The sequence below is a fragment of the Paraburkholderia flava genome, from assembly GCF_004359985.1.
In the GTDB taxonomy this organism is placed as follows: Bacteria; Pseudomonadota; Gammaproteobacteria; order Burkholderiales; family Burkholderiaceae; genus Paraburkholderia; species Paraburkholderia flava.
The window spans coordinates 442922-467287 of sequence record NZ_SMRO01000004.1; the positions used below are offsets into that span (position 1 = coordinate 442922).

The window sequence follows — 24366 nt, forward strand, 5'->3', positions numbered from 1 at the left end:
CCGGTTGACGGTACAAAAGACGCGCAAGGAACGGTGTAGATGACGACCGAAGACGACTTCCATCAATTGCTCGCCCGTCTGCGACCGAGGCTCCGTTCATACGCATTACGCCTGTGCAACGATCGTCACGACGCCGAGGATCTGCTGCAACGGAGTTGCCTTCGAGCACTGGAACGCCCGCATCAGCTTCGCCCGAATACCACGCCGTTACACTGGATGATTTCGATCATGCACACCACGTGGATCAACGAGTTGCGGTCGCGCAAGATCCGTGGCCGCAGTCGCGTCGAATGGAACGACATGCTGATCGACACGATCGCCGATACGGTCACGCCTTCGCCTGAACAGAACCTGATGATGCGTCAGGCCATCGAAGCGGTTGCGCGGCTGCCCGCGACACAACAGACCGTCATGGTCCTGGTCGTCTTCGAGGGATTCAGCTATGGCGAAGCGGCGGAGAGGCTGGGTGTGCCGGTCGGCACGATCATGAGCAGGTTATCGCGCGCACGTCGGATGCTGGCTCGCACGTCGGCAAGCCGTACGGCTGGAGTCAGCGTTCTTCGTTCGGCAGTCGGGAAGTAAAACGTGTGAACGCGGCATTACGAAACTATCGCTCGTCCTCTACGGAAGAGACCGGGCCTCGCGCGTAGACCGGTCGACGTTCTGCCGATGCCTCGCCGCAGCTATCGACAGCGGTGTATCGCTCCACTCGCGCAATACCCACTTCTTCGGCAACCTGATCATTCTGAACGTCCTCGTCGACGCTCGCCGCTAACGGACAGATCAACGCAATCCATTCAGGCACAAGATGACCATGCGACACGACATGATGCAACTCGACACCAATCCATATCCAGATCAACGCGATGGCGGCCAGACTTCCAAGACAAATGAAAATGACGAACGGATCTATCACCATGGATCACCAGAACAGTCGAGGACGGCACGTGCAACTTCTGCCATCGAGTAAGGGGCGTGTCTGCTGCATATAACAACTGCCCGCTCTCAACTATTCCCACGAAATTTCTTACGATCAGCCACGCCAGTACCCACACAAGCCACGCAGAATGCACAAAGCCGATGCGTTCAAACAACGCATCGGCTTCGCTTAAACCACCATCATCCCGCGCTACGCAAACAACTCCACGCAATCCAGGGCAACCGATCCCTAAACGATCAGAACCGGTAATTCACCCGCACACTCCCCTGCTGCGCCGACGCATGCGTCGTATTGATCAGCCCATCGTAGTTCAACGACACATCGAGACCCGCATACGGATGCAGCGTCACGCCGGCACCCGCAGTCAGATATCCACGCGGCAGCGTAGTCCCCGGCGCAGTGAACAGCGTCCCATCCTGCGCGGAAACGCTGACCGCGCGATTCGCATCAAGCACTTCGTGCGCGTAGCCGACCCGCACCTCGACCTGCACCGGCCGGAACGCATCGCCGAACGCATGATCGAACGCGATCTGCGCATACGGTTGCAGACTGCGGACGTTGTCCGAACCGACCTGCAGATCCTGGCCGCCCGCACCGCTTTCGCCGAAGCTGTTCGCATGGAAGTACGCAAAGCGCAGCCCGAGGCTCGGTGTCACCGTGACGCTGCCCAGTTGCAGCGGCATGCTCGCCTGGCCACCGAGGTTGAACTCCTGCCCCGTGTGATCGCCTTCGGCATTGACCGTGCCGAACGGACGCTTCTGCGACAGGAAGTCGAGGCCCGCGCCGATCGTCGCGGCGAGATTCACCGGACCGACACTGCGTCCGCCGTACAGCGCGGCACGCAGCGTATCGGTGGTGCCTGAGTCGCCGGTGTTCTGCTCGCTGATGTCGGCGTGGTCGTAACCCGCGGCGACGCCCACCGAGTAGTCGCCAAGCTTGCGTTCGAGGCCAGCGAGGAAACCATAGCGGTTGCTCTGGAAGCCCGGTGCACCGCTCGTACCGCCGACGGTCGTCTGGCTACCCGTCGCCGTGATCCAGCCGGACGGTGTCGCTGAAACCGCCGACGTCTGGCTCAAGCGTCCGAGCAGTGCACTGCCCTGCGCCTGCGCGCCGAGTATCGCCGTCGTGCCGAGCGCCGTGTAGATGCTCGTATCGACCGGCGCGACGACGGTCGGCGACGTACCGCCGGTACCGCCCGTGCCCGTTGCGGCATTCGCCAGTGCCAGCTCGACCGAATTCGCGCCGTAACTGACGTTCGGCGTCAGTCCGCCGAGAGTCGACGTGCCGGTGTTCGTCGTGCTGCTGAACGTGCCCTGCACACCGCCGGCCGCCGACACCACCGTGTACGACTTCGCGGAGTACGTGCCCGGGTCGTAGGTAATCGCGAGCACGCCGTTGAGCGTCGCGCTGCCGTTCACCTTCAGTTGCGATGCAGCCGTCGGACTCACTTCGACCGACAGCGTCCCGGCGCTTGCCTGCGAATAGTTGCCGCCGATCGTCAGCGTGCCGATCGAACCGCCCGGCATCACGATGCCGCTGTTCGTCACGTTGCCGCCGACGATGCCGTGACCGCGCAACGTCGCGGCCGCATCGACCTGGACGTTGCCGCCGAGCGTTGCCGTCGACGTATTCGCATCGCCGACTTCGAGCAGCCCGGACGCGAGTTCGGTCGATCCGCCGAACGCGCTGCTGTCACCGGTGAGCAGCAGTGAACCATTGCCTTGCAACAGCAGCTTGCCGGTGCCGTTGAACGCGCCTCCGAACGTACCGTTCGCATTCGCCAGCGTCAGCGCCTGGCTGCCGAGCTTCACCGTACCGTTGCCGGAGAGCGCGGCGATCGTCGCACCGTTCGTCGTGCCGGAGATATCGAAGGTGCCGGCGTCCGCGACGCCGCTCGACGACGCGATGCTGCCCGCGCCGGCCAGCGACAACGTCGCACCGCTCGCGATCGACGTTGCGCCCGTGTACGTGTTCGCACCAGACAGCGTTTGCTGACCGCCGGTCACCGTGAAGCCACCGGTGCCGGCCAGCGCGCCGCCGAAGTTCGCCGTGCCGTTGCCTGCCACGCTCAACGTCTGCGCGCCCAGCTTGACGGTGGTGCCGGTCACGCCGCTCAATGCGCCGATCGTCTGATTGCCGGCGGCGGAGATATCGAAGTTCACGCCCGTCGCGGCAAGCGTCACCAGGCCGTTCGCAGCGAGGCTGCCGCCGGTGCCAAGTGCGAGCGTGCCTGCGTTGATCGTCGTGCCGCCCGTGTAGGTGTTCGCGCCGGTCAGCGTTGCGGTACCGGTGCCCGCTTTCACGATGCTGCCGGTGCCGCCGATCGCACCGCTGAACGCGGCGTCAGTTGAATCGCCGAACGTCAGCGCGTTCGCACCGAGCGCGACTGCGCCGGCGCCGGTCAGCACGCCGATCGTTTGCGCGCTTTGTGCCGCCGACAGATCGAAGGTCGCACCGCTCGCGATGTTCATCGCACCGCTCGACGCCAGGCTGCCGGTCGTGCCGAGCGCGAGCGTACCGGCGTCGATTTGCGTGCCGCCGGTGAACGTGTTCGCACTGTTCAGCGTCAGCGTCGCGGCACCGTTCTTCGTGAGCGAACCGGTGCCCGACATGCCGCCGCCCAGCGTCAGGTTGTTCGAGCCCGCCACCGTCAGGCCCGCGTTCAGCACGACGTTGTTGCCGAGTGCGACGGCGGTACTGCTGTCGAGCGTGGTCGCGCCGTTCACGGTCAGCGCGCCGACACCCAATGCCGTATTGCTGCCGACGATCAACCCACCCGCATTCAGCGTCGTGCCGCCGCTATACGTGCTGTTGCCGCTCAGCGTTTCGACGCCCGCACCCTGCTTGACGAGACCGCCTGTGCCCGACACGTTGCCGGCGAGCGTCTGGTTGGTCGCATCGCCGAACGTCAGCGTGTTGCCGCCCAGCGCGACCGCGCTGCCCGCGACGCCCGACAGCGCGCCGACCGTCTGACTTCCCACCGATGCGCTGATATCGAATGTCGCACCCACGCCGTTCAGCGTTACGTTGCTGCCGGCCGCGAGGCTGCCGGCACCAGCGAGCGCAAGCGTACCGGCGTCGATCGTCGTGCCGCCGGTGTACGTGTTCGTGCTGGTCAGCGTCTCGGTGCCGCCCCCTTGTTTGACGATGCCGGCGGTACCGCTGATCGTCCCGCCGAACGTATGATTCCCTCCGTCGCCGAAAGTCAGCGTATTGGCGCCGAGCGACACATCGCCGCCGCTGCCCGCGAGCGCGCCGATGGTCTGATTCGCGCCGGACGCGCTGATGTCGAACGCAGTGCCCGGGCCGTCCAGCGTCACTGTGCCGGTGGCCGCCAGACTACCGCCCACGCCGAGCGCGAGCGTGCCTGCGTCGATCGTCGTGCCGCCGGTGTACGTGTTCGCGCCGGTCAGCGTTTCGGTGCCGGTGCCAACCTTGTCGACGTTGCCGCCACTTCCGCCGATCGAGCCGCTGAACGTGCCGTCGTTCGCGCTGCCGAGCGTCACCGTATTAGCGCCGATATCGAGCGTGCCATTGCCGACCAGCGTACCGACCGTCTGCGCACCGTTGCCCGCCGACAGATCCAGCGTCGCGCCGGTCGCGATGTTCACGACGCCGGTTGCCGCGAGGCTCGCGTTCGCGCCGAGCGCGAGCGTGCCTGCGTCGATCATCGTGCCGCCGGTGTAGGTGTTCGTGCCGTTCAGCGTCAGCGTGGCGGCACCTTGCTTCGTCAAACTGCCGGTGCCGGACAGCGAGCCGTCGAGCGTCAGGTCGTTCGAACCGTTCACCGTCAGGCCCGCGTTCAGCACGACGTTGTTGCCAAGGGCGACGGCGGTGCTGCTGTCGAGTGTCGCGTTGCCGTTCACAGTCAGCGCGCCGGTGCCCAGCGCGGTATTGCTGCCGACGATCAGACCGCCCGCGTTCAGCGTGGTGCCGCCGGTATACGTGCTGTTGCCGCTCAGCGTCTCGATGCCGGCGCCGTCCTTGATAAGACCACCGCCGCCCGTCACGTTACTGGCGAGTGTCTGGTTGGTCGCATCGCCGAACGTCAGCGTGTTGCCGCCCAGCGCGACCGTGCTACCGCCGTTGCCCGACAGTGCGCCGACCGTCTGGGGCGCCGCGGCCCCGCTGATGTCGAAGCTCGCGCCGTTGCCCGCGACGCTCACGGCGCCCGTCGCCGCGAGACTGCCGTTGCCGGAGATCGCCAGCGTGCCGGCGTTGATCGTCGTACCGCCGGCGTAGGTGTTCGCGCTGGTCAGCGTTTCGGTCCCGCTGCCTTGCTTGACGATGCCGCCGGTGCCGCCGATCGTCCCGCCGAACGAGCCGTTCGCGGTGTCGCCGAGCGTCAGCGTGTTGCTGCCGAGCGTGACGTTCGTGCCACCCGCGCCGCTGAGCGCGCCGATCGTCGGGGCCGAGGTCGCGCCGCTCACGTCGAGTGACGCGCCGGCGTTCGCGAGGTTCACGTCGGTCGACGACGTCAGGTTGCCCGCGCCGGACAACGCGAGCGTGCCGGCATTGACCGTCGCCGTGCCGGTGAACGTGTTCGCGGCGGTCAGCGTTTGCGTGCCGCTGCTTTGCTTGGTGATGCCGCCGGTGCCGCTGATCGTGCCGCCGAACGTTTGATCCGCCGCAGTGCCGAAGGTCAGCGTATTCGCGCCGAGCACGACGCTGCCGGCCGTGCCGGACAGGTCGCCGATCGTCGGGTTGCCGCCCGCGCCGCTGATGTCGAACGTCGCGCTCGCGTTGGTCAGCGTCACCGGGCTGCCGCTCGCGAGACTGCCGCCCGCGCCGAGCGCGAGCGTGCCCGACTGGATCGTCGTGCCGCCCGTGTATATATTCGTGCCGGTCAGCGTTTCGGTGCCGGTGCCTTGCTTGACGAGACCACCAGTGCCGCCGATCGTGCCGGCAAACGTGCCGTTGTCGACATCGTCGAGCGTCAGCGTGTTGACGCCGAGCATCACACTCGTTCCGGCGACGCCGGTGAGTGCGCCGATCGTCGGCGCGGTCACGCCGCTCACATCGAGGCTCGAGCCTGGGTTCAGCAGATTCACATCGTTCGCTGCGGACAACGCATTCGCGTTGGCGAGCGCGACGGTTCCGGCGTTGATCGTCAGCGCGCCGGTGAACGTGTTCGCGGCTCCGAGCGTCAACGTCGCCGCGCCGCTCTTGATCAGACTGTGCGTCCCGGACAGCAGTCCGCCGAGCACGACGTTGTTCGAGCCGACGACGGTCAGGTTCGCGCCCAGCGCGATCGCGTTGTTCAGTGTGAGACTCGTGGTCGTGTCGAGCGATGCATTGCCGCTGACCGTCACCGCGCCCGTGCCGAACGCGTTGGTATTGCCGGCGACCAGTGTGCCGCCGCTCAGCGTGGTTGCGCCATAGCTGTTGTTGCCCGACAGCGTCAGCGACCCCGGACCGGCGAGGTTCAACGTGCCGCCACCGGCAACCCCGCCGCCGAGCGTCAGCGCATCGGCACCTTGCACGGTGAGCGTATCGCCCCCGCCGATCAGGACCGTGTTGGTCAGATCGACCCCGTTCGCGCTTGCGGAGAGCGTCGTTGTGCCGTTCACGCTCAGCCCACCGCTGCCGAGCGCCGCGTTGTTGCCGACCGCCAGTCCGCCCGCATTCAACTGGACACCGCCGTTGAACACACTCGCGCCACCCAGCGTCTGCGTGCCCGTGCCGTTCTTGATCAGGCTGCCGAGCCCCGCGATCGCGCCGTCGTACTCGGTATTGCCGAGGCCGTTGAGCGTGAGCGTATTGACGCCGAGATTCACCGTGCCGCCCGTACCGCCCAGCGAGCCGATGCTCTGATTGCTGCCCAGCGACATATCGAGCGTCGTGCCGGAAGAAAGCGTGAACGCGCCGGTCGGCGACAGCGAGCCGCCCGCGCCGACCGCCAGCGTGCCGTTGAGCAAGCTGAAGCTGCCCGCCAGCGAATCGGCACTCGACAGGTTCAGCGTGCCGGCCCCGCTCCACGAAGCATTCCCGGCGCCGCTCAACCCGCCCGCGAGGGTCATCGGGTTCGAGCCCTGTAGCGCAAGCGTGCCGCCTCCGCTGACCTGTACTGCGTTCGACAGTGCGAACGCGGATTCGGTGTCGAGTGTCGCGGAGCCCGTGACGGTCAGCGTGCCCGTGCCGATCGCATTCGCGTTGCCGAGTATCACGCCGCCGCTCGCCAGCGTGACGCCGCCCGTGAACGTATTCGCGTTGTTCAGCGTGACCGGGGCGGTGTTGGTGATGTTCAGCGAGCCGCTACCGGCGATCGAGCCGCCGAGCGTCAACGCGTTGGTGCCCCCGATCACAAAATTGGCGCCGTTCAGCGCGATCGCGTTGGGGATCGACAGGCCCGCCACCGACGACTCGACGCCGCCACCGTTCGCCGTCAGCGTGCCGCTGCCGAACGCGGTCAGGTTGTTCACGTTGACGAGACCGTCGTTGATCGTCGCGCTGCCGCTGATCATATGGCCCTGCAGATTCCACGTGCCGCTATTGACGACGAGATTCTGGAAATGGAGGTAGTTGCTCGCACTGATAGTGGTGACCGCCCCGCTCGTGCCGGACCCGGGGCCGGTCGCGGAATTCTGCAGAACGAGCGTGTTGCCGCTGCCCGTGCCCGCATCGACGATCCCCGCCGCCGCGAACTTGATGGTCGAGCTGCCGGCCGTCATCGTGCTCGCGGTCCCGACGCCTGCGTTGTTGACCGACGACCCGGACACCGCGGTGAACGTGTTGCCGGCAGCGGTGTCGCCGAGATACACGCTGCCGTTGATCGTCCCGGCATTGATGACACCGTTCTGCTGACCGGCACCCGTAGCAGGAGCAAGACCGATCCGGCCGGTAATCGTCCCGGTATTGATGAGCTGGGTCGCGCCGCCGCCATAGCTCAGGATGGCGGGCGCATCGGCCGTGGTGAACGTGCCGACGCCGAAGATCGACATGCCGATCGAGCCGGCGTTCTGGATCGTCGTGCTCGCGCCGCTGCCGTTCTGGACGATGAGCGCCTGGCCGCCGAAGCCCATGATGCTCGCGATATTGACGAGCCCGTTGAGCACGCCCCCCGCTTGATTGTTGACGTTGATCGGATTGGCCGTGCTGTTGCCGAGCATCGCGCCCGTCGCCGCCAGGCTCAGGCCGCCGTTGATCGTCGGGTCGATCTTTCCCGAGTTGTTCAGCGCGATGCCGTTGCCGTTCAGCGTCAGCGACGAGCCGCCGACGATCGGCGGCACGCTGACGACGGCGCCGCTGTCCACGTCGAACGTCACGTTGTTGAGGGAGCTGGAGAAGCTGTTGGTGTTCGAGCCGGTCGCACAATCGATCGTCGTGCCCGCCGTCGTACAGGTCGCGAGCGCGTCGCGGCTCGCGCCGAGCAACAGCACCGGCGGTGCGAAGGCTAAAAGAAGGCTCGCGGCCAGACGCGTCATGCGTGGGCGCTGCATGTGTTTGCGGTGCATGTCTCCCCCCAGGGATGTTCTTGTGTGTGACTTTGTGTTCGGCATCGCGGCGATCGGTCGGGCCGCCGCGTATGCGTGTTGTCTGGTCTGTAGCCGTTTGAAGCCGGATTCGACGGATCGCGCGCGCAGCCACGTCACCCTGCGATGCCGGGTTCGGGCGGAAAGGATGCGCGGAAAAATCGACGATGCCGTCGAGCGTCGTCAGTAATTGAGGTTTGTCATGATGGCCCCTCGGCCGGCTTGTCTCTCGTCGTTAACAACTCGCATTTTTCTGGCCTGTGTTCTCGTTTTTCTGGCTTGCACGCTTGATTTCGCGGGAGTGTAGCGCATGGAAAAAGTAGTTGCTACAGGGAATTACCAATGCTTTCTGGATGAAAGTATTTTCGGGAATAAGGGCCGATGCGTACCCGGTTTGCCGCTCGCGCCGCCATCTTCGCGTCATGCGTAGCGATTGACGAGCTGCTGGAAACGCCGTCGATTTGTCGCCTTCGGATCGACAGTACGCAAACGTTTGTCCACAAAACTCGACAGCGCCGTGATGGTCTCGCTGCCTAGAATCCGGACGGCAAATCGCGCATCAAGCCCCGTCGGTTCCAGATCCTCATACCGGAGATTGCTCTCATGACACCTGGACGTACCCTTTCCTCCATCGCGACGATCCTGCTGTGTGCGTTCTCACTCGCTGCCTGTGGCGGCGGCTCGTCGGATTCGTCGGCAGCGGGACCCGTTGCGCTCAAGAGCGATGCCCAGGCGCCCGCGGTCGCTCGCTGGACCCCGATTGCGTCGGACACCTGGCAGTGGCAGATAAAAGGCAAGGTGAACACCTCGTACAACGTCGCCATCTACGATATCGACCTGTTCGACGTCGACGCCGCAGCGATCGCGCGGTTGCAGCAGGCGGGACGCAAGGTGGTCTGCTACTTCTCGGCGGGCAGTTCCGAAGACTGGCGGCCGGACTACGGCAAATTCAAGGACGCCGACAAAGGCAATCCCGTGAAAAAATCGGATGACGACGGAAACTGGGACGGAGAGAACTGGCTCGACGTGCGCTCCAGCAACGTGCGCTCCATCATGACCGCTCGTCTCGACCTCGCGGTTTCAAAGGGATGCAATGGCGTCGAGCCCGACAACGTCGACGGCTACCAGAACGACTCAGGCTTCCCGCTCACGGATGGAAATCAGGCCGACTACAACACGTTCATCGCGAACGAAGCGCACAAGCGGAATCTCGCGGTGGGTCTGAAGAACGACGTCGATCAGCTGGCGCTGCTTGCGCCGTTGTTCGAGTTCGCGGTCAACGAGGAATGTCACGACCAGGGCGAGTGCGATAAGTACAGCGTCTTCACGTCGAAGAACAAGCCGGTGCTGAATGCCGAGTACGCGGATCAATATCGCACGGCCAACGGACAGCGCACGCTCTGCGCCGATGCCCGCGCGAAGAATCTTCGAACGCTGGTGCTGGCTCTGGATCTCGACGACAGCTACCGGTTCAGTTGCGATGCGCCGGGGACAGGTAGCTCGTGACGGCTGACGCTGGCCCTGGTCTCAAGCCTCGGCGGCCAGCGCATCGAACCGCTCGGTCGGCGTCGGGTAGTTGCCAGTGCGCACGTCGATCACGACCGTCGTGCCGGCTGCAAGAGCCTGCTCGAACGCGGATGAAAGATCCTCAGTGGAGTCGACGGTAATGCCCAATGCACCGAGCGACTGCGCGAACTTCGCCCAGTCATGCGTCGGCAGCGCGTGCAGTTGCCCCATCGCCGGACTGATACGGTCGGCACGCAGCTTCGGATTGCCGAACGCCGAGTTGTTGAACACCACGCAGATCAGCGGCACGCCATAGCGCGCGGCGGTCTGGATTTCGATGCCGTGCATCAGCATGCAACCGTCGCCCGTGACGACCACACAGGGTTCGTTTGGGCGCGCCAGTTGTGCGCCCATCGCAGCCGCGATGGCCCAACCCATCGCACCCGTGTATTTGATCGACGTGAAAAACTTCGCGGGTTCGTAGGTCGTCCAGTAGTGGCCAGCAAAGAACGCATGTGCGCCGCTGTCGACGAACAGCGGCGTCGAACGGGGCATCACGCGACGCAGTGCCGCGACCGCGTCGGCGGGATGGATGGGTCCTGATGCAGCGTGTGTGTCGTGTGCATCGCGCGGCACGTCCCCCTCTTTCACGCGGGCAATCCAGTTGCGTCTGGCTACGCTGCTTGCCTGCAAGCGCGCGACCGACTCCTGCGGCGCGTCGTTCAACACCTCAAGGCAGGCCCTCGCATCGCCGGTTATCGGCAGGCTCACGTGGTAATCGCGAAACACGCCGGACATGTCGATGTCGTTCACGATCAGCGCATGCCGTGGCTTGAAACCGCCGGTCCAGATCAGCGTGTCGAGCATGTTCAGACGTGACCCGAGCACGAACAGCACATCGAGTTCGCCCGACGTCAACGCGTTCAGCGCCGCGTGATTGCCGAACCAGCCGACGACCCCCAGGCTCAACGGATGATCTTCGGGAAACACGCCTTTTGCAGCGAGCGTCGTCGCCACCGGCACATCGAACCGGTCGGCGAACCGCTTCAGTTGCCGCGACGCGCCCGACTGCACGCATCCGCTGCCGGCGAGAATCGCAACCTTCGGCTTCGCGCCCACGTGATCCCAGAACGCGTGACACCCTTGAGTATCGACAAAGCGCGGTTGATACACACGTTTGTCGAGCGTCGACCAGTCGCCCGTCGCTTCCTCGCGCTGAACGTCGGCGGGAATCGACAGATGCACCGGCCCACGCGACGCATGCCCCAACATGCTGTGCAGCAGACGGTCCAGATGCCGATAGGTCAGCGACGGCGAACCCAGTTCGAGCTGCAACGCGGTGACGGGCGTTGCCATGCTCGCTGCGCGCATACCCGCCTGACTCGAATCCTGGAAGCCGCCGCGCCCCATCCAGTCGCGTCTGACCTCGCCCGAAATGACCAGCACAGCAGACCGGTCGGTGCTGGCCGTCGCCAGTGCGGTCAACGTGTTCGTGAAGCCTGGGCCGCTGGTCGTCGCCACCACGCCGAACCGACCGCTCGCGCGGCTGTATCCGTCCGCCGCGTAGGCCGCGCCCGCTTCGTGCGCACACACGATGGGCTGCACATCCTGCTGACGCGATAACGCCTCGAGCAAAGGATCGATCGCCGCGCCCGGCACACAAAAGACGTGACGTATGCCTTCCAGACGCAGCACATCGACGATCGCATCGGCGACTTTCATTGCGTTGCCTCCAGTTCGGATTTGACGACCTGGATCGCATTCAGCGTACGCGGCACACCGACGTACACCGCGAGCAAGATGATGCATTCGATGATCTCTTCGACACGCATCCCGCGCTTGACCGCTGTGTGCACGTGCTGTCGAAGCTGGGTTTCCGTGTCGCCCTGCGTGATCAGCGAAGAAAGTACGACGAGCTCTTTCTCGCGCGCAGAGAACATCGGCCGCTGCCACAGGTTGCCGAGACCGAACGCTTCGATGATCTCGAAGTAGTCCGGGCAAAACAGTTTCACTGCTCTGAGCGATGCCGCGTGTGCCGGGTGATAGACCGTATCGAGTTCTTTCTGCCCGGCCGCCGCTTGTGCTGCATGGCTGATGTTTTCGTGTTCCACGAATGGCGCTCCTGAATGACGATTGCAATCAACCGCTGACAGGCTCAGCGCTTCCTGAAGTAGTCTTCGCCGCCCGGCTGCAGCCAGTCCTTGCGCGGCGGTGTAAAGATGTCGAGATCGACGGTGTCTTCGAGCGCGAACGCACTGTGCGGGACGTTGGCCGGAATGTGCAGGACCTCGCCGGCCCTGACGGTGGCCGAATGTTCGAGATCCTCACCCATGCGAAACTCGAGCGCGCCTTCGAGAATGCACGTGAACTGCTCGTTCGGATGAGCATGCCGGCTCACCTGCGCGCCTGCTTTCAGAACCAGGCGCGACAGCATCATGTCGTCGCCTTGCATGATCTGCTGGACGATCTTCGGGTTCAGTGTCTTGACCGGAAGGTCGGACCAGATCTGATGAGATGCGGTGTTTCTTTTGACCATGTTGTGCTCCAGATCGAATGCTTTGGGGATCGCTTCGTGATGACGTCGTCGTTATGTTGCTATGCGGCCGCGCGACTGCTCTCCGCAGCGAGGCGGTGTGCCTCTTCGACGATCGTGTCCTCCTGTCCGGCCACGAGCTTGCGCGCGGCGAGCCGTTCGCATAGCACGAACGCATCGATGTTCAGTTGCTTCGCAAGGCGTTCGATATGCGGCACGAACCCGGAGAAAAGACCGAATACGCCGGTCGTGATATTCGCGATCGGAATGTGTGGCGTCGGGACCGGTAGAAAACCCTCGGTGAGCCGGGCAAGCGTCGCGACGCGCGCGAAGTTGGTTGTGCTCGAATAGCCGTATCGCTCGAGCACCGCCACCAGCGTTTCGAGCTGGGTATTGCCCGCACCTGCACCGAAGCCGCGGACGCAAGCGTCGAGTATCGTGGCGCCCGTTTGCACGGCGACAATCGAATTCGCGACTGCGAGCCCAAGATTGTTGTGCGCGTGATAACCCACCGCGAGCGGCAAATCTTCGACGAGCCGCGCGACCTTTTCGGCAACGAGATCGGGTGTCGAGAAACCCGCGCTGTCCATCAGCACAATCGCGTCGGCGCCGTATGACGACATCAAACGCGCCTGCTTCAGCAGTTCGTCCGCATCCGCCATGTGCGACATCATCAGCACGCCGTATGCGGTTCGTCCCGCGTGTTTGACGTGCTCGATGTACTGTCGCGTGATATTCGCTTCGGTGCAATGCGACGCGACGCGCACCACGTCCACCCCTATTTCGAGCGCACGCTCGATGTCGACGATCTTCCCAAAGCCGGGAATGAAATGCACGCACAGCTTCGTGTTCCGCAGATTCTCACGGGCTGCGGCCAGCATCTCGGTGTCCGTGCCGGTCGCCTTGCCGAGCAGACACGACGACGCGCCAAGCCCATTGCCGTGCCCGACTTCAACGATATCGATGCCGGCCTGCTCTGCTGCACGGGTGTAGGCTGCGATCTGTGCCGCGGTGAGTTGATGGCGAACCGCATGGTTGCCGTCGCGCAGTGTCGCGTCGCTCAATGTGATGGTGTTCGTCATGTTCATGCTCTCGCGAGATGGCTGTGCCGACGCTTCGCGACTTCGATCGCGGCGCAGTTGATGATGTCGAGATTCCCCGCATACTTCGGCAGATAGTGACCGCTGCCGCGCACCGTCACGCTCACGGTGATCCTGCCCGCATCGAGCACGGGCGCGAGGACGATCTCGAAGCCGGGCACGTAATCGCGTACCGATTCCGCCGCCTGCTCGATCGCCTGCCTGATCGCATCGAAATCGTCGAAATCCGCGTACGCATAGAGGGTGGTTTGCATCGCCACGCCGGGCTCGGCGGGGTTGATGTTCAGGATTGCCTTGACGTCGGACGCGCCGCTGAATTTCGACAACGCGTGTTCGGTCGTTAGAAGGTACTGGTTGATGTTCTCGCGTGTGGCGAGACCCGCACTCGCGGCGGCAATCGTCGATACGACCTCGATGTAGTCGATACGATGCGTCGTATTCTTTAGCGCGTGTACCAGCGGCAGACTCGCCTGGCCGCCGCATGTAATCAGGTTGATGTTCTGCGCGCCCCTTACGTCGTCGAGATTGATCGACGGAACGCAGATTGCACCGAGACGTGCCGGGGTGAGATCGACTGCGAACTTTCCTGCAGCAGAGAAGAACGCGTTGTGCTGCATGTGCGCGTATGCCGAGGTCGCATCGAACACGATGTCGTAAGCGTCGGCATGTGTTTTCATGAAGTCGATTCCGTCTGCCGACGTATCGATGCCGCGCTCCTTTGCGATCGCCAGGCCGCGACTCTTTGCATCACGGCCGACGATGAAAGCGAGATCGAATTCCTTCGTCTCGATGACCTTGCACATCAGGTCGGTCCCGATCGTTCCGGAACCGATGATGGCAACTGTTGTACGTGGATCTGCCATTGCATGTACCCGCTTATTTTTCCAGTCACTCGTTGAGCTTCGAGATGGAAATGCCTCCGTCGGGTAATGACGTGGAGGTGTGGAGTTCCACACGGGACAGGCAGGCGACCATCGCTGATACGTCGTGTCACACGACAACTGCGCGATGATCTTCGCTCGTTTTTTTCTTAACGTTTATCAACTTTGTTGAACTATTAACTTTTCTGAACTCGCGTGGCTTATCAAACGTAGGTCATCGAAGTAGATGCGACTGCGCGGCGAAGTTTGTACGGCAGCGCTATGCCCAAAGCCGTGCGGTGGCTCCAGGTCATAATGACGTCCGGTCCATTGCGTGCTTGAAGTGCAGCCAGATTCGCGCCACTCCTGTCCACGATAACTATCTCGAGCTCGCCGTTCTGTTCACCTTCTCGAAGTAACAGCGAGCGACTTGACCGCGCTAACGCGACAAAGCCTATCGAACCCGTTCGCCACATCATGACCACAACAAGAAACCTGGCGCTCATTCTGGCAAGCGTGTTTGCCTTTTCCCAGCACGGCCACGCGCAATGTGTCGACCTCGTGGCCAGTCTTGACGATGGTCAGTTGATGCAGTCGCGGATTGCGCTGATCGACCGAGCGACGCCCGCCGAGCAGATCCGCATCCTCGCCTACATTTTCCAGATCGATCAGACCGGTGGCCTGCTGTTGCGTCATCTGGTCGACGCTGCGCGCCGGGGCGTACCGGTCAAGCTGCTGATCGACGGCATCGGCCCCGAGCCACACTTTCCGATCGAGGACGAACTCATCGTCGCTCTGCACGAGGTGGCTCCCCGCCTCGAACTCCGAATATTCCATCCACGATCCGATCTCGTCGAGATTGCGCATCGCATGCACGACAAGCTGTTCCTGGTGGGCAACACGGCTGTGATCGGCAGTACCTCGATCTGGGACGAGAGCTTCCGCAACTGGCTCAGCGAGCGTGATCTGATGGTGTCGGGCGACGCCGGTCAGGATGCTTCCTCCTTGCACGCCATGTACCAGCATTTCGCGTTGTTCTGGAATAGCCCCGAAGTGGTTCGCCCCGAGCCGGAAAAATTCCTCAAGGTCGCGAGTCCTTATCGCATCTCGCAACGTGGCGCGACGCTGGACCCGGCGCGCATCCATTATTGGCGCGAATGGCTGCTGGCCCCGCTCGACGCTGCAGCCCCGGCGACGAACCTGGCCGCTACCGATACACCGCCTGCGTCCGATACGCCCGATGATCCCGCCTGGACGCCGATCGCCTGCGATCGCCTGCGCTATGTCCACGACTGGCCCGACAAGCGCTCGCCGGGCACGTTGCAGGACATGCTACAAGCGTTCGATACGGCGCAGCACGAGATCCTGATCATCAACCCCTACCTGATCCTGGTGCCGGAACTGCGCGAGGTGCTTGAACGCAAGCAGCGCGAAGGTGTTCACGTGATCATCGTGAGCGCCTCGCTGGCGAGCCTCACGCAGGAATTTCCCGCAGTCGCGCGTGCCTATGCCGACGATCTGCCCGGCCTGGTGAATGCCGGGATCGAGGTGCGTGAATATGCCGATCGAGAGAATCGCATGATGCACGCGAAGCTGATTCTCATCGACGGCCATCGATACTATCTCGGCAGTTTCAATTTCGATTCGCTGTCGGCTCGCCTGAATACCGAGAACGGCCTTTGGATAGATATCCCTAAGGACGGGCTCGATCCCTTGCAAGACAGCGTGGCGTACTTCCTGCGCAACTCGAGTTCGATGAGCGATGCCAATGGTCACCTTCTTGCGGATCCCGATGCGCGCTGCCGTGCCGTCGGTTGCGGCGGGGCGTGGCGGTGGGTGACGGGGTTGATCAGGGGCTTTCTGTGAGGGCGGTGTGCGCTGTCGCTGAACTACGTGGTCCGTTCGGGGCATCGCCCGAGTTGTGTCGTGCGGGCGTCGGCCAAGAAGCGACGCTCGACGGCGCTTCGTGCATCGTCAACAATCAGACAATGGTGCTCGTCCAGCCACTGTGATTTCGCTGTCCCGTTACGCAGATTTTGTTGGTCCGTCCACATCGAAATTGACGCCACGTAGTCGAAGTGCTTTACATACCTTGTCCAACACGGCGTCGTTATCGCTAGCACCTACGAAATAACGCTCATTGCCGAGCGCGTCCAGGCCGGACGGGAGTGCAAATATAGGAGAAATTTGGTTTCTCACTGTTCCTTCGAAATAGTAGCTATACCTGTTGGTCTGGTCATTGGATGAGTAGACGCACTGAAATCCGTTGAGCCAAGTAGCAAATTCCTGACTGATGCGATATAGAGCGGGATAGAGCCTTCGAACGGCGCTGGTACGAAAATGCACCTCACCGACCGTCCATAGCATTTCGCGGGTCCTACGCGGAGCGGCGACTGTGACGATTGGTGATTTCTCAGCATCGACGGAACCGTCCGCCGCATATTGCAGCACTCCAAGATCAGCAAAGTACAGAACGACGTGGGTTGCCGTTGCCACTTCCCGCGGTGGTTCCTTCAATTGCCGAAACCATGCTAGTACGGCGGCACTATCCGCCGGATCAGCGATGAATCGATAGGAGTTACCCATATGGAGCGTTGTTTTGGGGTGACGGTCGATGTTATCAGGCGTGAGACACAGCGATTTAGACTGAATGTCTGTTGTCGGGATCGCTCATTGACCGCTATGGGTCGACTACGGACGATCGCACACGAAAAGCTGCTACAACTCAGGCTCGAACGCTGGCCAGTTTCAAGAACTCTGAAGTACTGATCCAGGCACTCGCGCCGCGACCACAAGTAAGCACCTGATCTTTTACGCGCGCCGTCGCGATAACCGTGACGCTTTACGTCAACGCACTGCAATGATCGGCGGCGCGCGATCGTGTGTGCCACTTCTTCGACCGACCGCCCCCTCAAGGCACCTGACGCGTAGGCCGAAACAGAATCTCGTTCACGTCCATGTCCTCGGGTTGATCGATCGCGAACGCAACCGCGCGCGCAAACGACTCCGCCGAAATCGCAGTGGCCTCGTAGAAACCCCGCGTGCCCTCTGCGATATCGGGCTCGACGATGCTGTCCTTCAGTTCGCTATCGACGGCACCCGGCGACACGATCGTCGTGCGGATATTCCACTGCTTGCTCTCCTGCCGTAGCCCTTCCGAAATGGCCCGCACCGCGTACTTGGTCGCGCTATAGACGGTTCCATTGACCATCACCTTATGCCCTGCCACCGACGACACGTTGATCACCTGTCCGGACATCTGCCGCTGCATGTGCGGCAGCGCTGCCGCGATGCCGTACAGCACGCCCTTCACATTCACGTCGATCATGCGATCCCATTCGTCGACCTTCAATCGATCGAGCGGAGCAAGCGGCATGAGTCCCGCGTTGTTGATCATCACGTCGATGCGTCCGAAGGTCTGCACCGCCGTGTCGACGAGACGCACGAGGTCGTCGCGCACGGTCACGTCGGTTGCGACGGCGAGCGCGCGCTGCTCATCGCGATTTAGTTCGTTGGCCAGTTGCTGCAGCCGGTCGATGCGTCGCGCGGCGAGCACGACACGCGCGCCGCGCTCGCTCAGAAGACGCGCAGCCGCTAGACCGAGCCCGCTGCTCGCGCCGGTGATAACGATGACCTTGCCTTTGATGTTGTCGCTCACGAGACTCTCCATTGATGATGTCGAGCTCGATTGTAGGCAGTGGATTATCAAGCCACTAGTAGCCTACGGCTTGATCCATACGCAAGATCAAGTTGATACTGCGAGCTTGCGCATTAACTCACGCATCATTCACGCATTCCAGGAGAGCGCCATGCCGATCAGCGATTTCCGCGCGATCGAAATTTTCACGAAGGCCGTCGAACTCGGCAGCATCCGGCGCGCTGCCGCGGCGCAAGGCATTAGCCCGCAGGCGGCAAGCCAGGCGCTCGCCGCGCTCGAGGCACGCCTGGGCGTACGCCTGCTTCATCGCACGACGCGCAGCATCGCGCTCACGTTCGAGGGACACCGCTTCCTCGACACCACTCAACCTGCGGTGGCGGCACTGGAACGCGCGATCGAATGCGTGCGTATCGCGAAGGACGAGATTGCCGGGCCGCTGCGCATCGTTGCGCCGAGGTATTCATTCCTGCCGTTGCTGTGGCCTTTGATCGACGAGTTTTGCCGGCGCCATCCCGAGATTCAACCGGATGTGAAACTCGACGATCGCATCGGCAACTGGGTGCAAGACCGAACCGACGTCGGCTTTCGCATCGGCACGGCACCGGAGGATGGCGTCGCCGCTCGACGTCTGTTCGCGATGCAGTTGATTGTCTGCGCGGCACCGGCCTACATCGCGGCATACGGTGCACCGGACTCGATCGCGCAGCTTGCCTCGCATCGATGCAGCGTCTTCCGGCAACCCGATACGGGCCGCGTGCTGCCCTGGCTGCTCAAGGTCGACGGCGAGGTGATCTCTCATCACCTGTCCCCTGCGCTGTCGACGAACGATGCGCAGCTCGAGACCGAAGCGGTGCTGTCGGGTCATGTGATCGGGTTGCTGTCGGGTCTGTCGGCAGCACCGTTGATTCGCTCGGGGCAACTCGTGCCGCTGCTCGTGGATCACGTCACCGACCACATGGGCGTTCACGTCTATTACGGCAGCCGCACGGCGCAGCCTTCGCGGGTTCGAGCGTTTATCGATCTGGCGGTGGAGCGGCTCGGCGATTCGTCCGCGTACGTGCTGGATGCGCGCGAACTGGCTGCGGCGGAGGCGAAGGGGCGCAGAAAGCGGCGGCGGTGATGGCTGCGTTTGCGTTTGGTGCGCTAGATCCTGCTGCGGAGTAGAGAAACAAATCTCGACAGCAGGCTCACCGCCCTGCCATCACATCCGCAAGCGCCGCCGTCACCTTGTCGACCGCAGTAGCCGATCCATTGGCTCCGTGCCGAAAGAGGTACATGTCCTTCGGATACCACACGGACTGATTGCCGCTGCGCTGCCACCGCCAGTCCGTGCCGGTGCGCGGCAACATCAGCCAGCATGCAACGCCGAGCGCACCGGCGACATGAGCCACCGCCGTATCGACGCAGATGACGAGATTCAACTGAGCCACGATCGCCGCCGTGTCGGCGAAATCGCGGATCTCGTTCCCGACGCACAGAATCGGCTGCTGTGTTTCGCAGCCCGCTACCTCACGCTCCGCATCGCCCACCTGCAAGCTGACGAAGCGAACGCCTTCTACAGACCACAGCGGCAGCAGATCGGAGAAATGCCGCAGCGATCGTTCTCTATCGTTGTCGTGTTCGGGGTTGCCTTTCCACACGAGTCCGACACGCACGCCATCACGCGGCAGACGTTCGCGCCATGCATCGAGCCGGTTCGTGAACACGCCGACGTACGGGATCTCCGCAGGAATCGATTCGAGCGTCGTGCCGACGTGGTAAGGCACGCTCATCACGGAGTCCCAGTAGTCGTGAGCATGCAGCGCCTGAGGATCCGTGACGACAGCGTCGATGCCCTGCACCGTTCGCAATAGCGCCGCGAGTTCAGGCTTGCAGACCATCGTCAGCGTCCGCACTCCTCGCGCCTTCAGCAGCGACGCATAACGCGCGAACTGGATCGTGTCGCCATAGCCCTGCTCCGGCAGCAGCAACAACGTCTTGCCGTTCAGATCCTCGCCGTTCCAGCGCGGAAACGGCAACGTGCCGTGCTCCCGAAAAACCTGCAGACGCGCTTCGTAAAGCGGCCAGCCTTCCGCATAACGCCCGGCGGCCAGCAGGAACAATCCGAAGTCGAAACGCGCCTCGTCGAAATCGGGCCGCAGTTCGAGCACACGACGATATTCGGTTTCCGCGCGATCGTATTCGCCCAGCGCGTCGAGAGCGCCCGCGAGGTTTTGCCGGATCTCCGCCGAGTCGCGTATCAGTTCGAGTGCATGTTCGTAGTGCTGTTGCGCTTCGCTGTTGCGGCCGGACTGCCGCAAGAGGTTCGCGAGGTTGTTGTGCGCGATGCCGTGGCGGCTGTCGGTTGCGAGCAGCCCCCGGTAGAGGGCTTCGGCCTGCATCGGATCGCCGCGTTCATGCGCGGCCAGCGCGGCCTCGACGAGCGCGTGTCCGGCGTTGGGCGGCTGGATGAGAATCTTCGGTTGCATGGGGCGAGTTTAATCGTCGCGGTGAAGGGCGAGCTTACTGTACCTGCGGACACGTGGACGGCACCGTCTCGCCGAACAGCACCGCCAGCCCGCACGCCGACGTGAACATGCCGCGATTGTCGTGCCCCACACCCGGCACTTCGACTACATGTTGTGCAAGCGCCGCATGACGATGCTTCAGATAATCGAAATACGACAGCCCGCGCGCGAGGCGATATGGACCTTGAGCCATCCCCGCACACGATCGATCGATGAAATGCGTGTACGGATTCGTATCGACCATACCGAGCAGGTACACGACGTTGCGCTGCGCGTACCGCGCTTCGACTTCATCCAGAGGCTGCGATGTGACGTACGCGGGCGCATCGTTCATTCCATACTTCCATTGATCGACCTTCGGGCATGCAGCGACATCGGCCGGCTGAAAAGTCCCTTGCGTGGGCCGCTGGTTGTCGAAGTACAGATAGCTCGATGCATTCGCGACCACATATCGAACGTCGATGCCGCGCTCACGCAGCATCGTCTCGCCATGGCCCATCACCGCGTAACGTTGAACGACCTGCGCACCCGCCGAATGACCCGCGACGACGACCGTTTTCAGCGCCGGGTAGAGACGGCGGTCGGCGAAATGTTCGAGCAGTGCGTCGAGTGCGGAGAAAGAACTGATCGGCGCCGGACTGCGCGCGGCGCTGCCGCCTTTCCAGCCTTCCTGAGTCCATGCGAGTGTGTCGGGCGGCAACTTGAACTGCGTGACGTCGAAGGACGTCAGAAACTGCGGCGCGACGATCATCGTGTTTTGCCCGGCTGCGCCTGCGCCCTGCACTACTTCACGTCCCGACTCGAAGTAAACGTCCGCGTTGCGCAGCGTTCCGTGCACGATCAGCAGCACGCGTTGTACGTCGGATGCCGGTGCGTCGATCGGACGATCCGCGTATACCGGCAATTGTCCCGTGCCTTCCGGTGTCGTGACGGTGACGCGTTGATCCGCTACCCGCGCAACGGGCGCGTTTGGTCCGGCTTTCTTCGTGCTATCTGCTGCGTGGGCAGTGCCGCACCAGGACGCGATGGACACGACTAAAACCCATAACACCGACAACACTCGATTCGTCGACATAGGCTGGAAGCTCTCAGGAAATCCCGATGGTCGGGATGCGTTAGTCACGCAGGGTCGCGCAGACGCAAGCACGATAGCCCACGACACATAAGGCTATGCACGATCTCAAGCAGGCTCACTCTAGCAGCATGCAGTTGCCGCATGCAGATCGGCCATCCGGATCGGCCATCCGGATCGGAATACATTTAGTATGACGCAGCATGACAGCGGGCTTCCATTGAGCCGTCGAGATCGTCAGGAGGGGTTCAGGTATGCAATCGGATACGCAGAACGGCACAGCGTGGCTGGGCGCCGTGCCACTGGGCATGCTCGTTGTGCTGGTCGTCGGGCTGATCGCGCTGACGGCTCTCTTTTTCTTGCGCCGCAAATTGAACGCCCGCGCCACGCCGCTAACCGTGCGTGCCGACGGCGGCGTCGCAGTCCCACTGATCGCGGCCTTCGGCGGCTGGAAAGGGATTCCGTGGATCACCACCACCCAGTCCAATATCGCTCCGCTGCTCGTGCTGCACGAGACGGATATCGAGTACCGCATCGTCCGGCTAAAACGCCGGGCCTACACGGATATTTCGAACGTCGATGTGCGGACGGCAATCGGCACGGTCAACGTCGTGCTCGAGTTTCGCGACTCGATCAAAAGCTTCGCGGGAAACACGGCGAACCGGGACAACGCGCGCAACGCATTGAACATGCTCGCGAGCAAAGGCTGCCCGCTGAGTACGCGAGCGCAGGCGTTTCTGTCGACCACCGCGTGAATTCCAGCGGCTACGTAGAGGCTAAACCGGTCTCTCGTACTCGCCGCAGACTCAAGACGGCAAACCGCCCGACGGCGACTCCGAACCGGCATTACCTCGAACAAACCGGTGCTCCAGACGAACGCGCAGCACGTCCTCGAGCTTCGACAGCTGCTCGCGCAGTGCCCGCGCCTGTTGTTCGTCGATATCGTCCAGAACGATTTTCTGCTCGAGGAGGTTGCCGCGAGGGACCATCGTCCAGTGCGTGACCGACGCCTGCCCGTTCTTCAGATGCGCGGCAGCGCGAGCGACGACATCCAGATTGATATCGGAGACGAGATGGATGGTGTGGGTCAATCGAAAGCCCGGCAGACACTGCGACCAGCTGTCTTCGGATTTCAGTGCGGGGGACGGTGACGTATCTTGATGCATAGCGACTCCGGATAAACATTAAATTCGAACCGGTGCCAGCTATGCTGCTCCCGCTTCGTTGCCGACCATCGGCCGCATCGCCTTGAGGCAGCCACCTTGCCCGGGGAGGCAGGTTGGCGTTCGTACCGTGAGGTACCAACTCTGGATGCAGGCGTAAGTCTAGCAGATTGATTCGCAGCGTGCGTTGGCCCGCGAACCGAACGGAATAAAGCCGAAGCTGGGACGTTATCTGCCATTGAACGTCTCAGTCGAACGCTTTCGCATGGAACTTACAGGATGAAATTTTCCGACCGTCTGGCGCAGCTCGGCCTGACCCTGCCCGCGCCGATCTCGCCGCTCGGGTCCTATCGAACGGTGTCGGTGTCCGGCAATCAATTGTTCGTGTCGGGACTCGGCCCGTTCGAGAACGGCAAGCCGATGGTGGGCATCGTCGGCGACGATCTGTCGCTCGAACGTGCGCAGGAAGCAGCGCGTCTGACGATGCTGATGATCTTCGCGTGTGTGGATCGCGCGTATGGGATGGATAACGTCGAGCGTTGCAGCAGACTCACCGTCTACGTGCGCGCGGCGCAATCGTTCACGCAGCATCCGCGTGTTGCGGACGGTGCGAGCGATCTGCTGCTCGCACTGTTCGGCGACGACGCATTGCCGGCGCGCAGCGCGCTCGGTGTGTACACGCTGCCGATGGGTATTCCGGTCGAGATCGACAGCGTCTTCGAATTGAAGCGTTGACTGACGCGCTTGGCGTTATCGATCGAACGCGATTCCGCGTCGGCGTAATTCGCGCATCCCGCTGTCGAGATGCGCACGCGCACTCTCCGGATCGCCGATGCGCATCTGTTCGTACGCGCGTTGCGCGATGTCGTGCGGCACCGGTTTCAACGGACGGTTCGCGCTCATCGCCTTCAACTGCACCTCGGCTGCTCGCTCGAGGTAATACAGATCGTCCCACGCTTCGGCGATCGTCGGCCCCGCGATCATCACGCCGTGATTCTTCAGGAACAGCACGTCCGCATCGCCCATCGCGGCGGCGATGCGATCGCCCTCCGATGCGTCGAGCGCGAGACCGTTGTAGTGCTCGTCAACGGCGGTGCGTCCGTAGAACTTCAACGCGGTCTGTCCGAGCCACAGCAGCGGCGTCCCTTCCAGCAGACACAGCGCGGTGGCGTTCGGCATGTGCGTGTGGAAAGCCGCTTTTACACGCGGCATCTGCCGGTGCACCCGTGCGTGAATGTAGAACGCGGTTGCCTCAGGTCGGCCCTCGCCCGCGACGACACGTCCATCGAAATCGCACACCAGCAGCCGCGACGCGGTGATTTCCGAAAACGCGTAGCCATACGGATTGACGAGGAACAGATCGTCATGACCCGGCACAACCGCCGAGAAGTGATTGCACACGCCCTCTTCGAACCCATGCTGCGAGGCAAGCTGGAAGCACGCGGCAAGCTCGATGCGCGCCTGCGCAATCGCGTCGCTGTCCAGATGAAGATGCAGCGACGGCGCTGCTGTGCTGTCGATCGAAAGCGTGTGAGCCATGTTCTCCGCTCCTGAA

The 24366-nt window shown here is 62.8% G+C and carries 19 protein-coding genes and 1 riboswitch; of the genes, 6 read left to right on the forward strand and 13 right to left on the reverse strand.

Annotation, left to right across the window (positions count from 1 at the left end; translation table 11 throughout):
- The first annotated feature begins 39 nt into the window (after window positions 1-39).
- Complete coding sequence (locus E1748_RS29990; protein ID WP_133650934.1) at window positions 40-582, forward strand: RNA polymerase sigma factor; 543 nt, start codon at window positions 40-42, stop codon at window positions 580-582.
- Between the two features lie 25 nt (window positions 583-607).
- On the opposite strand, the gene E1748_RS29995 is transcribed toward E1748_RS29990, so the two are convergent.
- Window positions 608-919: a hypothetical protein gene (locus E1748_RS29995; RefSeq protein WP_133650935.1), complete on the reverse strand. Its 312-nt coding sequence runs from the start codon at window positions 917-919 to the stop codon at window positions 608-610.
- Window positions 920-1176: 257 nt separating this feature from the next.
- Window positions 1177-8364, reverse strand: a complete 7188-nt coding sequence (locus E1748_RS30000) for an autotransporter-associated beta strand repeat-containing protein (RefSeq protein ID WP_166653656.1) — start codon at window positions 8362-8364, stop codon at window positions 1177-1179.
- 651 nt (window positions 8365-9015) lie between these two features.
- Between E1748_RS30000 and E1748_RS30005 the strand changes: the two genes are divergently transcribed.
- The gene (locus E1748_RS30005) at window positions 9016-9918 is read left to right on the forward strand and encodes an endo alpha-1,4 polygalactosaminidase (protein ID WP_133650937.1); all 903 of its coding nucleotides are present in this window, start codon (window positions 9016-9018) and stop codon (window positions 9916-9918) included.
- A gap of 21 nt (window positions 9919-9939) precedes the next feature.
- On the opposite strand, the gene E1748_RS30010 is transcribed toward E1748_RS30005, so the two are convergent.
- From E1748_RS30010 to E1748_RS30030, 5 genes are read right to left on the reverse strand one after another with little or no spacing between them, the layout of a single operon-like run.
- Window positions 9940-11640: a thiamine pyrophosphate-binding protein gene (locus E1748_RS30010; RefSeq protein ID WP_133650938.1), complete on the reverse strand. Its 1701-nt coding sequence runs from the start codon at window positions 11638-11640 to the stop codon at window positions 9940-9942.
- Window positions 11637-12029 (reverse strand): carboxymuconolactone decarboxylase family protein, encoded by a 393-nt coding sequence (locus tag E1748_RS30015; protein WP_240766858.1) that lies wholly within the window; start codon window positions 12027-12029, stop codon window positions 11637-11639. The genes E1748_RS30010 and E1748_RS30015 overlap by 4 nt, the downstream gene beginning before the upstream one ends.
- 44 nt (window positions 12030-12073) lie before the next feature.
- Complete coding sequence (locus E1748_RS30020; protein ID WP_133650939.1) at window positions 12074-12454, reverse strand: cupin domain-containing protein; 381 nt, start codon at window positions 12452-12454, stop codon at window positions 12074-12076.
- 59 nt (window positions 12455-12513) lie between these two features.
- Window positions 12514-13533 (reverse strand): 4-hydroxy-2-oxovalerate aldolase, encoded by a 1020-nt coding sequence (gene dmpG, locus E1748_RS30025; protein ID WP_133650940.1) that lies wholly within the window; start codon window positions 13531-13533, stop codon window positions 12514-12516.
- 2 nt (window positions 13534-13535) lie between these two features.
- The gene (locus tag E1748_RS30030; RefSeq protein WP_133650941.1) at window positions 13536-14414 is read right to left on the reverse strand and encodes an acetaldehyde dehydrogenase (acetylating); all 879 of its coding nucleotides are present in this window, start codon (window positions 14412-14414) and stop codon (window positions 13536-13538) included.
- A 474-nt stretch (window positions 14415-14888) separates the two neighbouring features.
- Here E1748_RS30030 and E1748_RS30035 point away from each other — a divergent pair, with 474 nt between their 5' ends.
- Window positions 14889-16277, forward strand: a complete 1389-nt coding sequence (locus E1748_RS30035; protein WP_240766859.1) for a phospholipase D-like domain-containing protein — start codon at window positions 14889-14891, stop codon at window positions 16275-16277.
- 159 nt (window positions 16278-16436) lie between these two features.
- Here E1748_RS30035 and E1748_RS30040 read toward each other — a convergent pair whose 3' ends face one another.
- Both E1748_RS30040 and E1748_RS30045 read right to left on the reverse strand, forming a co-directional pair.
- Complete coding sequence (locus E1748_RS30040; protein WP_133650943.1) at window positions 16437-16997, reverse strand: hypothetical protein; 561 nt, start codon at window positions 16995-16997, stop codon at window positions 16437-16439.
- A gap of 325 nt (window positions 16998-17322) precedes the next feature.
- Window positions 17323-18069, reverse strand: a complete 747-nt coding sequence (locus E1748_RS30045; RefSeq protein ID WP_133650944.1) for an SDR family oxidoreductase — start codon at window positions 18067-18069, stop codon at window positions 17323-17325.
- 151 nt (window positions 18070-18220) lie between these two features.
- On the opposite strand from E1748_RS30045, the gene E1748_RS30050 reads away from it, so the two are divergent.
- A complete protein-coding gene (locus E1748_RS30050) occupies window positions 18221-19189 on the forward strand; it encodes a LysR family transcriptional regulator (protein WP_133650945.1) in 969 nt (322 codons plus the stop codon).
- A 67-nt stretch (window positions 19190-19256) separates the two neighbouring features.
- Here E1748_RS30050 and E1748_RS30055 read toward each other — a convergent pair whose 3' ends face one another.
- On the reverse strand, window positions 19257-20537 hold the full coding sequence (locus tag E1748_RS30055) for a tetratricopeptide repeat protein (protein WP_133650946.1): 1281 nt from the start codon (window positions 20535-20537) through the stop codon (window positions 19257-19259).
- A gap of 34 nt (window positions 20538-20571) precedes the next feature.
- On the reverse strand, window positions 20572-21651 hold the full coding sequence (locus E1748_RS30060; RefSeq protein WP_133650947.1) for an alpha/beta fold hydrolase: 1080 nt from the start codon (window positions 21649-21651) through the stop codon (window positions 20572-20574).
- A 251-nt stretch (window positions 21652-21902) separates the two neighbouring features.
- Between E1748_RS30060 and E1748_RS30065 the strand changes: the two genes are divergently transcribed.
- Complete coding sequence (locus tag E1748_RS30065; protein ID WP_205965317.1) at window positions 21903-22403, forward strand: hypothetical protein; 501 nt, start codon at window positions 21903-21905, stop codon at window positions 22401-22403.
- 51 nt (window positions 22404-22454) lie between these two features.
- Here the strand turns inward: E1748_RS30065 and E1748_RS30070 are convergent, their stop codons facing one another.
- A complete protein-coding gene (locus E1748_RS30070) occupies window positions 22455-22814 on the reverse strand; it encodes a hypothetical protein (protein WP_133650948.1) in 360 nt (119 codons plus the stop codon).
- Window positions 22815-22858: 44 nt separating this feature from the next.
- Window positions 22859-22968, reverse strand: a riboswitch (SAM-I-IV-variant riboswitch).
- 122 nt (window positions 22969-23090) lie between these two features.
- Here E1748_RS30070 and E1748_RS30075 point away from each other — a divergent pair.
- Window positions 23091-23546, forward strand: a complete 456-nt coding sequence (locus E1748_RS30075) for a RidA family protein (protein WP_133650949.1) — start codon at window positions 23091-23093, stop codon at window positions 23544-23546.
- A gap of 15 nt (window positions 23547-23561) precedes the next feature.
- On the opposite strand, the gene E1748_RS30080 is transcribed toward E1748_RS30075, so the two are convergent.
- Window positions 23562-24350 (reverse strand): aldolase, encoded by a 789-nt coding sequence (locus tag E1748_RS30080; protein ID WP_133650950.1) that lies wholly within the window; start codon window positions 24348-24350, stop codon window positions 23562-23564.
- Window positions 24351-24366: the final 16 nt, after the last annotated feature.

Excerpts from the sequence above, each read along its gene's own strand:
- E1748_RS29990 (WP_133650934.1), top strand. The coding sequence starts at position 40 with ATGACGACCGAAGACGACTTCCATCAATTGCTCGCCCGTCTGCGACCG.
- E1748_RS29995 (WP_133650935.1), bottom strand. The coding sequence starts at position 919 with ATGGTGATAGATCCGTTCGTCATTTTCATTTGTCTTGGAAGTCTGGCC.
- E1748_RS30000 (WP_166653656.1), bottom strand. The coding sequence starts at position 8,364 with ATGACGCGTCTGGCCGCGAGCCTTCTTTTAGCCTTCGCACCGCCGGTG.
- E1748_RS30005 (WP_133650937.1), top strand. The coding sequence starts at position 9,016 with ATGACACCTGGACGTACCCTTTCCTCCATCGCGACGATCCTGCTGTGT.
- E1748_RS30010 (WP_133650938.1), bottom strand. The coding sequence starts at position 11,640 with ATGAAAGTCGCCGATGCGATCGTCGATGTGCTGCGTCTGGAAGGCATA.
- E1748_RS30020 (WP_133650939.1), bottom strand. The coding sequence starts at position 12,454 with ATGGTCAAAAGAAACACCGCATCTCATCAGATCTGGTCCGACCTTCCG.
- dmpG (WP_133650940.1), bottom strand. The coding sequence starts at position 13,533 with ATGACGAACACCATCACATTGAGCGACGCGACACTGCGCGACGGCAAC.
- E1748_RS30030 (WP_133650941.1), bottom strand. The coding sequence starts at position 14,414 with ATGGCAGATCCACGTACAACAGTTGCCATCATCGGTTCCGGAACGATC.
- E1748_RS30035 (WP_240766859.1), top strand. The coding sequence starts at position 14,889 with ATGACCACAACAAGAAACCTGGCGCTCATTCTGGCAAGCGTGTTTGCC.
- E1748_RS30040 (WP_133650943.1), bottom strand. The coding sequence starts at position 16,997 with ATGGGTAACTCCTATCGATTCATCGCTGATCCGGCGGATAGTGCCGCC.
- E1748_RS30050 (WP_133650945.1), top strand. The coding sequence starts at position 18,221 with ATGCCGATCAGCGATTTCCGCGCGATCGAAATTTTCACGAAGGCCGTC.
- E1748_RS30055 (WP_133650946.1), bottom strand. The coding sequence starts at position 20,537 with ATGCAACCGAAGATTCTCATCCAGCCGCCCAACGCCGGACACGCGCTC.
- E1748_RS30060 (WP_133650947.1), bottom strand. The coding sequence starts at position 21,651 with ATGTCGACGAATCGAGTGTTGTCGGTGTTATGGGTTTTAGTCGTGTCC.
- E1748_RS30065 (WP_205965317.1), top strand. The coding sequence starts at position 21,903 with ATGCAATCGGATACGCAGAACGGCACAGCGTGGCTGGGCGCCGTGCCA.
- E1748_RS30070 (WP_133650948.1), bottom strand. The coding sequence starts at position 22,814 with ATGCATCAAGATACGTCACCGTCCCCCGCACTGAAATCCGAAGACAGC.
- E1748_RS30075 (WP_133650949.1), top strand. The coding sequence starts at position 23,091 with ATGAAATTTTCCGACCGTCTGGCGCAGCTCGGCCTGACCCTGCCCGCG.
- E1748_RS30080 (WP_133650950.1), bottom strand. The coding sequence starts at position 24,350 with ATGGCTCACACGCTTTCGATCGACAGCACAGCAGCGCCGTCGCTGCAT.